The organism is Zhongshania marina (assembly GCF_002915595.1).
In the GTDB taxonomy this organism is placed as follows: Bacteria; Pseudomonadota; Gammaproteobacteria; order Pseudomonadales; family Spongiibacteraceae; genus Spongiibacter; species Spongiibacter marinus_B.
This window is the reverse complement of record NZ_PQGG01000005.1, coordinates 62,650-77,814: the sequence shown is the minus strand read 5'-3', so window position 1 is coordinate 77,814 and position 15,165 is coordinate 62,650. Positions and strand designations below refer to the sequence as shown.

The following is a 15,165-nucleotide window of genomic DNA, read 5'->3' as shown; positions in this document are numbered from 1 at the left end:
CCTTTTTGGGCTTCCACGCTATTTCAACACCTGCCTTGGTATACATGGACGTGTCTTGAGGGTCAACGTGGGTTGAAAAGCAGCAGGTCGCCCTAATGCGAACCATTCCGTTAATTCCGCTTTTGGGGATCGGTAGCGGGACTCTCAAATATTTCCCAGGTAGGAGTTCGCCCTGGTACAGTATTTTTGCGACGCCTGATGGGGATCGTATTAAGTCTTCAACCTCATCGATCACTTTTCCCCAGCCAATCTGAAATTGCTCTTGTTCGTTTCGCTGGGCGGAGTTGATCAGTAGCGCCTTTATCGCAAGAGGAGAAATATCGTGGCCAAATAAGGCGCGAATGCCGACCGCCTTTCGCAAAAGATAGGGCGCGGAGAAGCTGGTGCCTTGTTGCGGAACAATTTCTGGGATGGCTGAGGAGTTTAAAACATGAAAGTATTGATGATGAGAGCCGCCAAAGGCGAGCAGATCCGGCTTTACTCTACCTGGCGCTCTCCCTGGCCCGCTTGCACTATAGCTCGCTTTTTGCCAACTCTGATTCATTCTATCTGAAGCGCCGACAGCTATCGCATTTACGCTATCGGAGGGCACTTGTATTCTATTCAACCCCAGCGATTCATCATTTTCCCCGTTATTGCCCGCGGCTATAGTTAATAAGGTTTCACCATCTGCGAGATAGGAGTCCAACATCGATGTCCATGGATGAATCTCATCGTCGTCTATCGGTAGATCAGGGCCGAGGCTGATGTTTAAGAACTCATATTGGCGGGAAATTAAGATATCCTCAATATGGGTTAGCGTCCTATATAGCTCAAGCGGATCTTCGGTATCAATATCGCAATCTAGAACTCGATGGTGATCAACAAATGAATACGGTCGAGGTGCCTCACTCTCGTGGGGTAGCGGCCCAAATAGAAATGCCGATGTCACGCCCAGGCCGTGATCCGTGCCACCTGGGTAGTCTGACGACGCTGAATCAGACAGCTTGTATTCATTTAGCCACGGCTTAATCGCGTGAGTTTCAGGAAGCCCTCCATCTAGAATAGCGACGCGCACATCTGATGCCAACGGCGGTGCCGTGGGTAGTTTGGCCATCGCTGAACCTGGCAGCGAGCGCACCAGGGGCCGGAATGACCGCAGAGGCGCTATCGGCCTTACAACCCGCACGAAGGAGTGACGTGCAAGCTCGATCGCTTTATCTGGATCGCCTATTACGGGAATAAACCATAAACTTGATACCTCCAGTGACAACTCATCCTTGCTTTGGAAGCCCAGCTTATGCGCATAAGCGAGAAAGGATTGTTTAATAAACTCGGAGGTGCCGCCCGGTATGAATTGTATCCCGACCTCAAAATATCCCGGCTTGGAGGATTCGTTCTGTTTTAGCTTTGACGCTGCGGAAACACTGCTAAATCGCCAGACCTTCATTAAGTCCTCAGAAAAAGGCGACTCTTCCGTAATGCCTTGAAGTTTATTGGCATAATCTTCAAAATTTGTGATTTTCCCAGCAATAAAAAGGCTCGTCGATGGGGATGGCTGTGGCGCGCCTTTTCTCATCCATTTGTCTGGCTTGACCTCAGTCGCCTTGCTGCCAATAGACCTTACCCCCATGTCACGGAGCAGCTGCTTTGGATAGTGGCCTTTTGCTATAAACGATGGATGCAGCGTCATTTCCGCGACGGCGTATCCCCGTGGGCAAAGATCGGCATCAAGCGTTGAAAATTCCTTGTTGACGTGTTCGAGCTGTGGTCGAAGCCTCGCCACTACCTCGTTGATGGTGTAAAGGTCTCTACTCTGAGGGTTAATTTTAGGTGGCGGCGTTATTTTTGCCAGCTCTTCAGCCTTGCCGATCAGGTAGTTTGTCTTTTTCGCCATAATAATGTCCTTATTATTCGTTCTCGCCCAATTTCTTGCGAATGGTGTCCCTGCTCACGCCGAGAAGTTTAGCGGCGCGTTGTTTTGGAAAGGCATGCTGGGAGACAAGTTTAACCGCTAGCGTTATTCGTTCCTGCCGCGAAAGCGTATCGATATTGGGAATTAATTGCTGGATGCCAAAATTCTCAAATCCCTCAGGGTTGATCAGCTTCATTTTGCGAAGTTTGTAAATAGCTCGTTTAATATTGCTATACGATTCGCCCCTCAGACTGTCGGCCAGTAAATCCAGGTAATTTGTGAATTCAACGCGGTCATCGCCAAGGAATTCGATGACCGCTTTCTTGATATTTTCGTCATTCGGCAAACTAAAGGTGACATCCAGATCAAACCGGCGCCACAAAGCAGGGTCGACAAGCTCGGGGTGATTTGTGGCGGCCACCAATAACCCTTGATCTGGCCAGTTTTCGATCTCTTGTAGAAGCACGTTTACGAGGCGCTTGAGTTCGCCAACATCGGAGTCATCGCTACGTTTTTTTGCAATGGCGTCGATCTCGTCAAGAAACAAAACGCAAGGATGACTTTTCGCATAGTCCAGGACCGACCGCAGGTTGCTACCGGTTTTCCCTAGCAGACTGCTCATCACCGCCGTAAGATCCAGCACATAGAGAGGCAGGTCGAGTTGTTGAGCCAACCAACCCGCCGTCATGGTTTTGCCGACCCCTGGCGGTCCTTGAAAGATTAATGCACTGGCAGGGCTTAAGCCCTTGAGCGCGAGCTGACTCGCATGACGCCTTTCCATCAATATCTGCTGCAGCTGATCGCTTACGGCGCTGTCGAGGAGTGGCGCTGCCACAGGCGCGCCATGATACCGCCGAAGCAGTGCCAGCTCTAACTTTTCAGGGATCTCCTGCTCAGGGTGGCGCCCTTTCCGCAAGACCCCGTTTGACCTGGAGGTCTCCGATTTCAGCAACGCCTCGAGTTTTGACGCGTAATCCGGGTCTGTCCTACGCGCTTTCCGCACCAGTTTGGCGATGTAGAGCCTCACGTCGGAAGGCTTGCCTTCTAATGCCAGCCTTGCGATTTCCAGCGTTTCATTGGGTTGCATACTGCTTACGCCATTATAAGTGACTAGATTGTGTGTTTATGCATCATTCTAGTCACTGAGAATTATAAAGTACATAATTACATGTAGTTAGAAATCAACATAGATGGCTATTACTTCCACTTTCAGCACTTATTTGTCACAACTCATGCGATCTGCGGGTTGGATGCGTGGCAAGGCGGGGAAAATGGTATTATCACATGTAGACCGAGCGGAACGAAAAAGCGGGGAGTGGTAGGTGGAAAGAGCACGGCGGGAGGGCGTCAGTGTCGCGGCCCTGAAAGAAGCCGGTTTGCGGCAGAATACCCTGCGGGCGGCCGACGGCGCGGTGCGCCACTTCGAGCACACCTTTGGCGGCCTGTTGCCGGCCAGCCTCACGGCGATCGCCGACTATATCGCGTTTTCGCTGGAGGAAGGGCTGGCGGTCTCTACCGTGGGCCAACGGGTGTCGCTGCTCGGCACCTGGCATGAGGAAATGGGCTACCCGAATCCGACTCAGGACAGCCTGGTGAAAACCGTACTCAAAGGGGCGCGAAGTCGCTACCGCAAGGCGCCGAAGAAGGCGGTCCCGCTGAGCCGGGATCACCTGGTCCGCGTTGTCCAGGCCTGCGACGACGCCATTGTGGCGGCCGCTCAGCTGGATGATCCGAAACAGAGTCTGGCGCAGACCCGCAGCGCCGGACGGGACAAGGCCTTTTTCCTGCTGGGGTTCTGGTGTGCCTTCCGCTCTGATGAGCTGGTGAATCTGCGCTGGGAATACCTGACCTTTGGCGAGGGTCGAGACGCAAAGACCGGCCGGCCGATTCGCACCCTGGAGGTGTTCCTGCCGGCGTCCAAGGGCGACCGCGGCGCCGAGGGTCGGAGTTGGACCCTTCATGAGATGCAAGAACTCTGCCCGGTGACCGCACTCTTTGGCTGGCGGGCGGCGATGATGGCCGATGAAGGGCCGGTGTTTGTGAAAGTCGGGCGCTGGGGGCATGCGAGCGACGCGCCGCTTCATATTAATAGTGTACTGGAGCTGATGAAGCGCGCCCTCGCTCGGGCCGCCATGGAGGCCGCGGGCTTCTCTACCCACTCGCTGCGCCGGGGCTTTGCCAATCATGCCATCGCGCATCAGGCCGATGTGCGAGATCTGATGGACTGGGTGAAGTGGAAGGATATCCGCAGTGCGGTGGCCTACCTGGAGGCCAATCAGCGTTTGGCCAATGACCTCGCCGAGAAGGAAACTCAACCGTTGTCCGTGTCTCACGATATCGGGCGTACCGGCGCAATGGGCTCTGGCATCGCATCGCACCCCGACGGGTCTCCTTCTATAAAGGGCGCGGGTAATAGGTCGATCTGAGCAAAGCGTTGCCAAAATGCGCGGCCGAAAGGGTGGCGCACTGTGTGCGAAGTCCGGTGCTGGCAGGGGCGCGCCTGGTCAAGCGGGCGCCGCATGCAGGGATGTTGTGTCGCTCCCACCCTGGCGGCAATGTCATGTTTATAACACGATAAACTTGCGACGAGTGCAGGGTTGGTGGTACATTGAATGGCGTAAGGAGGTACGCCCATGACGGTTGCACAGGCGGTACAAAATCGCATTCGCGCCATGCCTGAAGGCCAGATTTTCGGGTACGAGGTGCTGCCCGACTACTTTTCGTCGCCCACCGCCGTAGTCAAGGCGGTCAATCGCCTGGTCAAAGAGCAGCGCTTGGCGCGCTTCGCCAAAGGCAAATTTTACCTCCCTAGGAAGGGCGCTCTGGGGCCACGTAAGCCTGCCGACAGCGAATTAATCCGCGCCTTCCTCTACAAGAATGGGCGGCTTCGCGGCTATGTCACCGGGCAATCTCTGTTTAATCGGCTGGGCCTGAGCACCCAGGTTCCCCGTACCGTGACGGTGGCGCTGAATGGCGGCCGGCAATCGCGGGACTTCGGAACGATCAAAGTGCAAACGGTGATCGCCCGTGCGCCGGTAACCGAGGACAACGTGACACTACTGCAATATCTCGATGTGCTGAAAGACATCAAAGGCATTTCAGATACGACGGTGGACGACGCCTTGGTGACAATGAATGACCTGATCGCAAAGCTCAGTGTCAATGACCAGCGTGGTTTGCTCGCCTTGGCGGAGGCGTACTACACGCCGCAGACCAAGGCGCTATTGGGCTTGGTGTATTCCAATTTGAAATTGGCCCTGCCTGAGGATTTCGCGACTTCGCTCAATCCCACGACGGTCTATAAACTGGGTGTCGATGAAAAGCGGTGGCCGCATGCCAGAATGTGGAATATCAGATAGTGCGCCTTCATGACGCCCCCGATACCTTTGCTGAGCTGGTTGCCTTCGCGGCTGAGCGCATTGGCTTACCTGAAGTCTATGTAGAAAAGGACTATTGGGTAACCAATGCGCTGAAGCACCTCTCCGCCTCGCCTCATGCCCAGTACGCTGTTTTCAAGGGCGGCACCTCCCTGTCGAAGGCGTACCGTCTCATTGAGCGGTTTTCGGAGGACATTGATCTGGCGGTGTTGTCTGTAGGACTCAGCGGCAACGCGATCAAACAACGTATCAAAGATGTGGAGACCGCGGCCAATTGCGGCCTCAACGCCATCGACGATACGAGGGTAAGCAAGGGCTCATCCTTTCGGCGAACGGTCTATGCCTACCCTCGATTTCTGGAAGGACACGGTTTTGGCCAGGCCTCCCCGCATTTGATGATTGAGGTCAATGCGTTTACTCATCCTGAGCCGCACGAAGCTCGATGCCTTCAGAGCTTGATTGCGGACGCGCTTATTGCTCAGGATCGCCACGATCTGATTGAAGAATATGGCCTTGAGCCCTTCTCTATCCAAGTTTTATCCATCCGTCGCACGCTCGTAGAAAAACTGTTAGGACTGATCAAAGACAGCTATCACGATGACCCTATCGCGCAGCTCTCTCGTCGTATCCGGCACCTCTACGACATCTGCCTTATTTTGCGGCAGCCGGAACAGCGGGACTTTATCCAGAGCGAAGACTTTGAGGTGCTGTGCAAGGTCTGTATCAGCGATGAAATCGAAGGCAACTTCGACAATTGCCATTGGCTGGAGCAACCGCTTAGCAGTGCACCGCTGTTTGCGCAGTTTCCCGAATGGAAAGCGTCGCTGGAGAATACCTACCTGGGAAGCTTTTCCGATTTGGTCTACGGAGAGTTGCCAGGCTTGGAGGAAATTGAACGCGCTATCGCCTTTTTAAGCTAATGTGTGCCCGGCAATCGATGACGTGCACAATTCGAATAAGCCAACATTTCTAAGAATCGGTACCACGTTAGATCCATCAGCAAAGCCGTCAAAAAATGTGCTAAAATGGCAGCAATCACTGCAATGGCGATGTAGCAATGAAATTCCAGACGCTCGAAGAAAAGAAGGCCTATTTTGCTAAGGTGCGTCGTCGCAACTATGCCGCCAGCCTCCGTCTTGAAGGTCTGGATCCCGCAGCAGGGGAGCGCAAGCAGACCCGGGTAACTTCTCAGTCCGTCTGGCAGGTTAAAGCCTAGTGTGGCGCGCGACAAATACGGCGTAGAGCACGACCCCGACTGCTATCCCGGTACGTCGGTGCTGATTAATCACCTCAACCTCCAGGATGATGCGGCCTTGTCCGAGGCGGAGATTGCCCTGACCCTTGCCGCTGCCGAAACCCTCGACTTTCAGCCACCTCCGTACGATTTCACTTACCTCAAAACGCTCCATCATCATTTATTCCAGGCGATCTACCCGTGGGCCGGCGAGATCCGCAAGACGGATATCAGCAAAGGCCGCACGCGGTTTTGTACTGCGTCCAGAATTGCGCCTGAAGGGGAGCGGCTTTTCCGGCAATTGGCAAAGCAACAATGGTTAGCTAACGCATCACGCGGCCAGCTGATAAGCGATGTCGCTGAATGCTTCGGCGAACTGAACATGCTGCACCCCTTTCGCGAAGGCAATGGTCGCGCGCTGCGCCTGTTGTTCGAACACCTGATTATCAATGTTGGCTTTGAGGTCGATTGGAGCCCTATCAACCAAGACGAATGGATCGAGGCGAACATCGCGGCTGTCGACTGTGATTACCGGAAATTGGCGATGATTTTTGACCGCTGCATTGGTGAGTAACACCCCAAGGAAGCGCAACGATTGCACCCACTACCCCTAGTTTGGCACATTGCATGTGGGCGCTTTTTTCCCCGTGTCTTTTGGGGTTGCATAGGGCAAAACTGGGGCGTATAACAGGGACAAAAGTGCACCAGGGATTCAGGTGAAATGGTACGGATTCAGGACAGCGGCGGGGCATTTCCGGCGCCCCGGCCCAAACGGCTCTTCTACCCGAATGAGCCGCGCCTGGATACGTTCCCCATTCAGCACGTTCAGATCGACTGGAAACGCCTGATCGCCAAGCGCGAGATGGTGCTCGATACCGTCGACACCATGCCCGCCTACCTGCTCAAACCCGAAATCCTCGGCCTGCTCGACGCCGAAAAACACCCGACCTACCGCCTGATCCTCGACCTGATGTGGACCACCGGTGCCCGTATATCCGAAGTCCTGGCGCTCACGCCCAGTCATTTCGTCGATGACGGCTACGATTTCATGGTGGTGCTACGCACCTTGAAGCAACGGCCGGGGCGGCCGACCAAGGTGCAGCTCGCCCGCAGCCCCAGGCGCGCCATTCCCATCGTGGACCCGATGTTGATCGACCGTATTCAGAGCTACCTGTACGCGGGGCATTTTAGGAAGGACGAGCGGATTTTTACGATGAAGCGCCAAACGGTAGGCCGACATATTCGCGCCTTAGTGAAGAGAGTAGGGGATGCACCTATAAACATTAGTTGTAAGACCTTTCGGCACAGCTTCGCGATTCACCTGCTGCTACACGGACGGCCACTGAAGATTGTCAGCCAGCTCCTCGGGCACAAGTCCATTGAAAGCACCGAGATCTACACCAATGTGCTCACCGCCGATGGCGGGCATTTTTTGGACGGGGTGGATTTTCATTAATCTAACTAATCTTTTAGAAGACTAATAACGTTATGATTAAGCTATCTCACATGAAGTTAGACAAGCGATAATGTCGGCAGATCCAATAATTTATTGCCTCGAGCATCTAACAGATTATCTTCAATTTGAAAGGCTTTGCTCCGACGTAATGTCAGGCACTTTATACCCTAATATAGAACCGATAGGAGGGACTGGAGACCGTGGTAGAGACGCTCTTCACTACGAGGAAACAGACAACAAGAAGACGATTTTCGCTTATTCCGTACGATCAGACTGGCGGATCAAACTTCGTCATGATTGCGACCGAATTTTAAACGAACGGCACAATCCTAGTGATGTTGTCTTTGTCTGTACTGCTACCCTATCAGGAGATGACCGAGATAAGGAACGGCGATATATATCCGATAAATATGGCTGGGACATAGAATTCTTTGATTTAGAACGACTCAGGGTTTTATTAACCGGACCTTTGCGATATTTGCTTCCAAAACACCCAGCTATCTTTTGTCCTCCTTGGTTTCCCCGACGTGGTGGTCTATCAATCGAAGAATCTCGAGATACTTTGATAATTGATCACACAGAAGAAGATCATGCCTTTGCAGTATGGCTATCGCGGAAACTGTCGGTAGCTGGTTATAAGACTTGGTGTTATGGAGCCGCGCCACTTGCAGGAGAAGACGCAGATACATCGATCAGAAAGCTGATTGAAACACGCGCAGCCCTATATCTCCCAGTTTTATCAATATCATCCTTAGCCAATGGCGATTTAATGGCGAGAGCCGCAATCGCAAGCACTACACCAGGGCGAATAATAGCTTGTGCAGTGAAAGCAGTTTCATTAGGTAATGTTTTCAGAAAGCTTTTCCAAAGTGAGCCTGCTCGTTTTGATGAAGGATGGTCGGTAGGACTATCAGATTTACTTGCTTCGCTGGAAAATCGTGGGATACGGCGTGAGTTATCACGGGAACAGGGCAAGTCAATCGCTCTTAGAGCCTACATGCCAGACCCCTTAACACGGGCTGAAAAACAGTTAGTACACACAAATGTCTTTGCCGTAACCATTCCCAAGTCTCTTTTAATCTGTGAGTTATCTAGAAATTTAGATGATTTAGATATACAAAACTTGCGAGGTAAATGGGCATTCGTTGTAGCCAGTGAAAAAACGCTGATTTCATTTGATTATCCTCCGCCAGAGGTACCCCTTAAGGGGCGTCGGCAAGCTGAATTTGCGTGGGATAGTTTCCCGGAGCGTGAAGGAATTAAAACAATAAATGCTATCAAACAATTAGTAAGAAAATCTGCAGAAATTGCTTGTGTAAAAGGTGGTTTGGCTTTCTGCCCTGACAGACAGGTTTTTTACTTCCCTATGCGAGACGAAAAACCTGAATCCATCGCGCTTACGCTTATTGATGGCGAAAAATCGAGAGTGAACATGACTGGCGAGCGGCAGTGGGGATATGGCGACCGCGCAACTACAATTCGATATCAACTTGGCCCAAAGTTTAAAGTCAGTTTCGATGATCAAAAAAATTGGTGGATAACGACAAGGATTTATGTACGCGTAACTGATATTAAAGGCGTTCCTTTCGAAGACAGGTATATTGGCCCGAGACGAAAAAAGGTCACTAAAAGCTGGTGGAATAAGCAGTGGTCTGCCCGCACTTTAGGCTTGATGCAGGCTTTGTGTGCAGCTAATGGGGATGGAAATATAGAGATTGGAGAGGGAAAGCGAAAAGTGTCTATTTCTGCTACCCCGTTACTCTGGGAATGCCCAATAGCCATCGACGTTGAGGCTGTGGATAAAATCGGCGATATCCATGAGGAATTAGCCGCTCTGAGCTATTACAACTACGACGAAGAGTTAGAAGACGAATGAGTGACTTTTTTCACTACATTGAAGAGCCGTTGTTAACGTTCGGCCAGGGACAGACTGCTGAAGACCCCAGGGATGGTTTATCGCTTTTTGGCCCTTTCGAAAACACAGGTACCATGCCAAATCATGTCGTCATAGGTACAAAAGCAGGCATAAAGTTGTGGGAAAGTTGGTGCGTTGAGTTAAATTCTCCGTCTGCGTGCGTTGAAGTTAATCGCCAGAGGCCATGGCCACCATATCCTGGTTTTGATATTGCATTTGGTTCCCCGTGGCCCCTCCCGATAAAAGAGTTCACCCTTAATACTGAAACGTTGAGTAGTCTTGCACACAAATCTGATAAAAATGAGAGGGCATATGAAGTTGCTGGATTATATTTAGGCGAAATGCAAAAAGTGCAGAGGTTGGATAATCGACCCGCTCTTATTGTATGTGTTGTCCCTGATGAGGTTTACGAAAACTGCCGGCCAAAGTCCTCTGTGAAGGTAAAAAGCGACATTCCCAGAAGCAGGGAGCAGAATATTCACCTAAAAAGGGCGATTAAAGATCACGACTCAGGACAGTTAAGAATTGACATATTCGACGACGAAGCTGCCTTCCAGCAACCGGATAATTTTGAACAATATGGTTTGTCGCCAGATTTTCGTCGCCAATTGAAAGCTCGAGTGATGCAAAACGACATCCCAATTCAAATTGTGAAAGAGTCTACACTTACTGTCACGGAGCAGATTCGGAATGGCGATCCTGGTGTTAATCCACTCTCTGACAGACTTTGGAACTTAGGTACAGGGCTATTTTATAAATGCGGGAGAAAGCCATGGAAAACTCCTTGGGCTAGGGATGGCGTGTGCTACGTCGGACTTGCTTACAAAAGGTCAGAGAAAGATAAGTCAACGGCATGCTGCGCAGCTCAACTTTTTCTCGATAGCGGTGATGGTATTGTTTTTGTGGGTGATTTCGGCCCGTGGTATTCAGAAACCTCCGATGAATTTCATCTCCCCCCTGACTCCGCCGAAAAGATGCTTCGGGGCACATTGTCCGCATACGAAGAGCAAGACGGACGACCATTAAAGGAAGTGTTCCTTCACTCGAGATCTTCAATTAACAAAGAAGAATACCATGCGTTCCGAAGGGCACTGCCTGCTGGGGTTGAGCTTACAGTTATCAGAGTGAGAAAAGATAAACTAGCGCCTAGACTGTTTCGCTGGGACGAGCATCCGAAAGTGGGGCGCAGAGGGATGTATCCAATTCTCCGAGGCACATTTTGGCAACGCAATCCACGAAGTGGTTACTTGTTTACAAGTGGATTTAAGCCGAGGATTGGAGCCTACGATGGATGGGAAATTCCTGTGCCTCTTTCAATTACAATTCAGCATGGGGATGGTAATTTAGGTCAAATAGCAAAAGACATTCTCGGCCTGACGAAGCTAAACTACAATGGCTGCCAGTTGGGCGAAAGTGAACCAATAACAGTCAAGTACTCAAGTGCAATTGGTGAAATACTGCTCGCAAATCCTGAAGTAAGTCGAGAATATTGGCGACACAATTTCAAATTTTATATGTAGCAGATCTGTTAAACGTGCGTATGTATTTCCTTCGCGTCACCTTCTAATTTAGTAGGTTCAGGCTCGTTTTGGCGGACACGCTAAAGAAGCTCGCGGACTTCCCCAGAGAATCCTGGATACATCCGCCCAATTCTGGAGTCACATCGTCCGTAGAAACGGTTAAGTCCCAAGTTTTTTTGGCTGAGGATATTTAATGAAGCTTCAAACAGTTCGGCTATCGAACTTCCAATCTTTTGGTAGCGAACCAACGGAACTTACACTTGAAGAGATCACTTACCTGATCGGGCCCAATGGATCTGGTAAAACAGCCGCGCTTCAAGCCTTGTGCCGACTCTTCGCTTTCGACCCTTCCCAGCGCAGGATCACACGCTCAGACTTTCATGTTCCATACAATGAGGTTTCTCCACCAGATGAACGTCAGTTATGGATCGAGGTGGACTTCCTGTTCCCTGAGCTCGGAGAAGACTTGGAAAACAGTACGGTTGCCCCACATTTTGGCCACATGCGGCTGGACGAAGTTGATGGCATACCGCGTGTGCGTTTTCGTCTCACTGCAGCTATGGGGTTGGATGGGGATATAGAAGAAAGTCTGGCCTATGTGCTTGATATAAACCCTGATGGTTCGCCATTGACCACCGCACAAGTTCCCAGAACTGAGCGCAATCATATCCACGTCCACTATTTGCCCGCACGGCGAGACCCTGCTGATCACATTGCCTATGGTGCCAACGCTTTACTTGGTCGAATGCTCCGGGCGGTGAACTGGGATACTGAGCGAGATGTAGTCAAGGGGCTGACAGATCAAATCAGCGACAGCTTGGCGTCAAATTCATCAATCAATGCTTTCAGCATAAGTTTGAAGAAGGCTTGGGCCGATTTACACAAGGGCAGCTTCTTTGCTGATCCAAAGCTTACTTTTGTCGCCTCCGAGATCGATTCGTTATTGAGGCACATGTCGGTGTCTTTCGCGCCCGGGCATGACGAGCAGTTAGTTGATTTTTCGCGCTTGAGCGATGGTCAGAAATCGATGCTTTATCTGTCTCTCGTGTTGTCCTCGCAAGCTATCGGCCGCGCTGTCTTGGCGGAAGACGATGTTTCATTTGATGCAGACAGGTTGCGCCCGCCTGTGTTCACGATCGTAGCGGTCGAAGAGCCGGAAAACAGCCTTTCGCCCCATTACCTAGGGAGGATCGTCAATGCCCTCAACGGTATGGTCTGCAAAGGCGACGCTCAAGCGCTGATCGCAACCCATGCCCCATCAATGCTCCGGCGCGTCGCGCCGGAGCGTATCCGATATTTACGTCTGAACGAAGAGCGAACATCGCGCGTCACGCATATCCAATTGCCAGACGCAACTGACGAAGCTCACAAATTTGTGCGCGAGGCGGTGCAGGCCTTTCCGGAAGTCTATTTCTCCCGCTTAGTAGTACTGGGGGAGGGGGACAGTGAAGAAATTGTGCTGCCACGTGTTCTTCAAGCGAAGGGAGTTCCAGTTGATGAGTCAGCGGTTTCGATAGCGCCCTTGGGAGGGCGTCACGTCAATCACTTCTGGAGGCTGCTCTCTGCACTGGAGATTCCATATCTCACTCTGTTGGATCTTGATGTCGCGCGTTACCAAGGTGGTTGGGGGCGAATCAAGTATGTGAACGATCAGCTCAAAAAGTACCGACCAAAACTGCAACTTCCCAAAGACCACGGCATCCCGAAGTGGAATTCGACAGAGAGCATGGTACGGGACTTTGACAACTACCTTGATCTGCTTGAGGATCGAGATGTGTACTTCTCATATCCTATGGATCTCGATTTTGCCATGTTGCTTGCCTATCCGGATGCTTATGACGTATTGGAAGACGAGCCCGATGTATTCACAACTAATGCAGTCCTTGGCAAGAGTCATCACGAAGCACACCAATATAGCGAAGTTGAACGACAACTGTTCAGCACTTACCACCACAGCTTCAAGCTGGGTAGCAAACCAGCTGCGCACATTGAATCGCTCGCCAAGCTCAGTGATGTAGATCTGCTCGCTAATATGCCCCAATCACTTGCCCGTTTGGCTGATGCCGTAATCGTCAAGCTCGCGGAGCTGCCGGAGTGATAGCACCTGATGTCTGGGAGCCCGCAGATGGGCTAACGCTTGAACCCAACGCCCTACTTGCGTCGAAGGAGCAGGTTGGCAACCTCGCCCTGACAGCTGGGCCTGGCGCGGGAAAGACCGAAATGCTTGCACAGCGGGCAGATTTTTTGCTTCGTACAGGTACCTGTCGTTATCCAAAGCGGATTCTAGCTATTTCATTCAAGGTCGATGCCAGCAGTAACCTGAAAGAACGGGTCAAGCGACGCTGTGGATCAGAGCTCGCAATACGGTTTGATAGCTTCACCTTCCACGCATTCGCCAAGCGCATCATCGACCGCTTCCGGCCTATCCTGACAGGGCAGGATGCCCTAGATGTTGCTTACAAAATCGTTGAAAGAAAAGTGAAGCCCTCCCGTCAGGAAATCGAGTTTGCCGACCTTGTCCCTCGAGCAATAGCGATCCTACAAAAGTCTGCTCTCGCGCGAAACGCTATCCGTCAAACCTACACCGACGTTTTCCTCGACGAATTTCAGGACTGTACAAACCAGCAATACGAGCTTCTCAAGCTAGCCTTTCAAGATACTAGCACTCGATTAACCGCCGTAGGTGATACGAAGCAGAAAATCATGGGCTGGGCCGGGGCCATGGACGGCATTTTCCAAGCTTTTGTTGTCGACTTTGCCGCGACCCCGCTCAACATGTACCGCAACTTTCGTTCGAAGCCGAAATTGCTGCGCCTTCAAAACGAGATCATTCGCAGGCTTGATCCCTCATCCATCATGCCGGACGAGCAGCTTGCCGGTGACGAAGGAGAGGTATTCGCTTGGCGTTTCGAAGATAGTCGCAAGGAAGCTGAGTATCTCGCAAACCTAATTGAAAATTGGATAAATACTGAACAACTACCACCCGCAGAAATTGCGGTCCTCATTCGTAATCAGCTTGACTTGTACGCGGATCATCTGATGGCAGCATTGGAGACACGTGGCATCCCATTTCGCAACGAACAGCATATGCAGGACATCACAGTTGAGCCCGCTGCACGTTTAATAGTGGACTATCTATCGTGCCTCTACGGCCATCGAGAACCCAAGGCGTGGATTCGGCTCATGAATCAGTTGATACCGTTTGCTGATGAAGAGATTCAATCGAATGCCCGCAAGGACCTTGATCAGCTCGTCAAGCGGCAACGAAAGGCGATAGCCTTTCTCGAGCTGGTCGATGAACCATTTTCAGATTGGTGGCAGCATGTTCGGACATTTTTGAAGCAAGTCGGTATCGAAACACTGGTGTCGCTTTCCCCAGACTATGAGTCGCATGACAGGCTAAAAGCGGTAATTAGTGATACAAAGGATCGAATTGAGGAATTGCTGAAGCAGGAACCAAATTTGCCTAAAACGCTTGAGCGTTTTTCAGACGATCAGGCAGTACGAATCCTAACCATCCATAAGAGTAAGGGCCTTGAGTTCGATTCGGTTATCATAATGGCTGTTGAAAATGAGATTTTCTTTGGTAATAAAGATGAAAACCGGTGCGCATTTTTTGTTGGAGTATCTCGGGCAAAAAATCGGCTAGTGCTTACTCATGCTGACCAACGTGAACGCCCGACTGGATATACAAAACGCTGGGAAGTACAGCGAACACATCAAAATGAATATTTTAGCTACGTTCTTCCGTTTGCGAGAAAAGAGTAAT

Annotated in this window: 12 protein-coding genes; 10 read left to right on the top strand and 2 right to left on the bottom strand. The window is 51.2% G+C overall.

The genetic code is table 11. The annotated features are described in order from the left end of the window. The coding region (locus C0068_RS01670; protein WP_103682758.1) for a S8 family peptidase at positions 1-1,876 on the bottom strand (1,876 nt) is incomplete at its 3' end. 13 nt (positions 1,877-1,889) lie between these two features. Beyond that, positions 1,890-2,981, bottom strand: coding sequence for an AAA family ATPase (locus tag C0068_RS01665; protein WP_103682693.1), 1,092 nt, complete (start codon positions 2,979-2,981; stop codon positions 1,890-1,892). Positions 2,982-3,216: 235 nt separating this feature from the next. On the opposite strand from C0068_RS01665, the gene C0068_RS01660 reads away from it, so the two are divergent. The 10 genes from C0068_RS01660 to C0068_RS01615 all read left to right on the top strand — a co-directional run bounded on the left by C0068_RS01660 (position 3,217) and on the right by C0068_RS01615 (position 15,164). Beyond that, positions 3,217-4,320, top strand: a complete 1,104-nt coding sequence (locus C0068_RS01660; protein WP_233208705.1) for a site-specific integrase — start codon at positions 3,217-3,219, stop codon at positions 4,318-4,320. Between the two features lie 207 nt (positions 4,321-4,527). Beyond that, positions 4,528-5,253 (top strand): DUF6088 family protein, encoded by a 726-nt coding sequence (locus tag C0068_RS01655; protein ID WP_103682757.1) that lies wholly within the window; start codon positions 4,528-4,530, stop codon positions 5,251-5,253. Then, positions 5,253-6,191 carry a nucleotidyl transferase AbiEii/AbiGii toxin family protein gene (locus C0068_RS01650; RefSeq protein WP_158249894.1) on the top strand — a complete coding sequence of 313 codons (939 nt, stop codon included), beginning with the start codon at positions 5,253-5,255 and terminating at the stop codon, positions 6,189-6,191. The genes C0068_RS01655 and C0068_RS01650 overlap by 1 nt, the downstream gene beginning before the upstream one ends. 137 nt (positions 6,192-6,328) lie before the next feature. Continuing rightward, positions 6,329-6,487 carry a YhfG family protein gene (locus tag C0068_RS01645; RefSeq protein ID WP_103682755.1) on the top strand — a complete coding sequence of 53 codons (159 nt, stop codon included), beginning with the start codon at positions 6,329-6,331 and terminating at the stop codon, positions 6,485-6,487. Between the two features lies 1 nt (position 6,488). Beyond that, entirely contained in the window at positions 6,489-7,079 is a 591-nt protein-coding gene (locus C0068_RS01640) for a Fic/DOC family protein (RefSeq protein WP_103682754.1), read from the top strand. 147 nt (positions 7,080-7,226) lie between these two features. Further along, positions 7,227-7,961 carry a tyrosine-type recombinase/integrase gene (locus C0068_RS01635; protein ID WP_103682753.1) on the top strand — a complete coding sequence of 245 codons (735 nt, stop codon included), beginning with the start codon at positions 7,227-7,229 and terminating at the stop codon, positions 7,959-7,961. A gap of 70 nt (positions 7,962-8,031) precedes the next feature. Further along, positions 8,032-9,837: a toll/interleukin-1 receptor domain-containing protein gene (locus tag C0068_RS01630; protein ID WP_146047820.1), complete on the top strand. Its 1,806-nt coding sequence runs from the start codon at positions 8,032-8,034 to the stop codon at positions 9,835-9,837. Then, positions 9,834-11,396 (top strand): argonaute/piwi family protein, encoded by a 1,563-nt coding sequence (locus C0068_RS01625; protein ID WP_103682751.1) that lies wholly within the window; start codon positions 9,834-9,836, stop codon positions 11,394-11,396. The genes C0068_RS01630 and C0068_RS01625 overlap by 4 nt, the downstream gene beginning before the upstream one ends. A 193-nt stretch (positions 11,397-11,589) precedes the next feature. Beyond that, complete coding sequence (locus tag C0068_RS01620) at positions 11,590-13,494, top strand: ATP-dependent nuclease (RefSeq protein WP_103682750.1); 1,905 nt, start codon at positions 11,590-11,592, stop codon at positions 13,492-13,494. Continuing rightward, the gene (locus C0068_RS01615) at positions 13,491-15,164 is read left to right on the top strand and encodes a UvrD-helicase domain-containing protein (RefSeq protein ID WP_103682749.1); all 1,674 of its coding nucleotides are present in this window, start codon (positions 13,491-13,493) and stop codon (positions 15,162-15,164) included. Before C0068_RS01620 ends, C0068_RS01615 begins: the two co-directional genes overlap by 4 nt. Position 15,165: the final 1 nt, after the last annotated feature.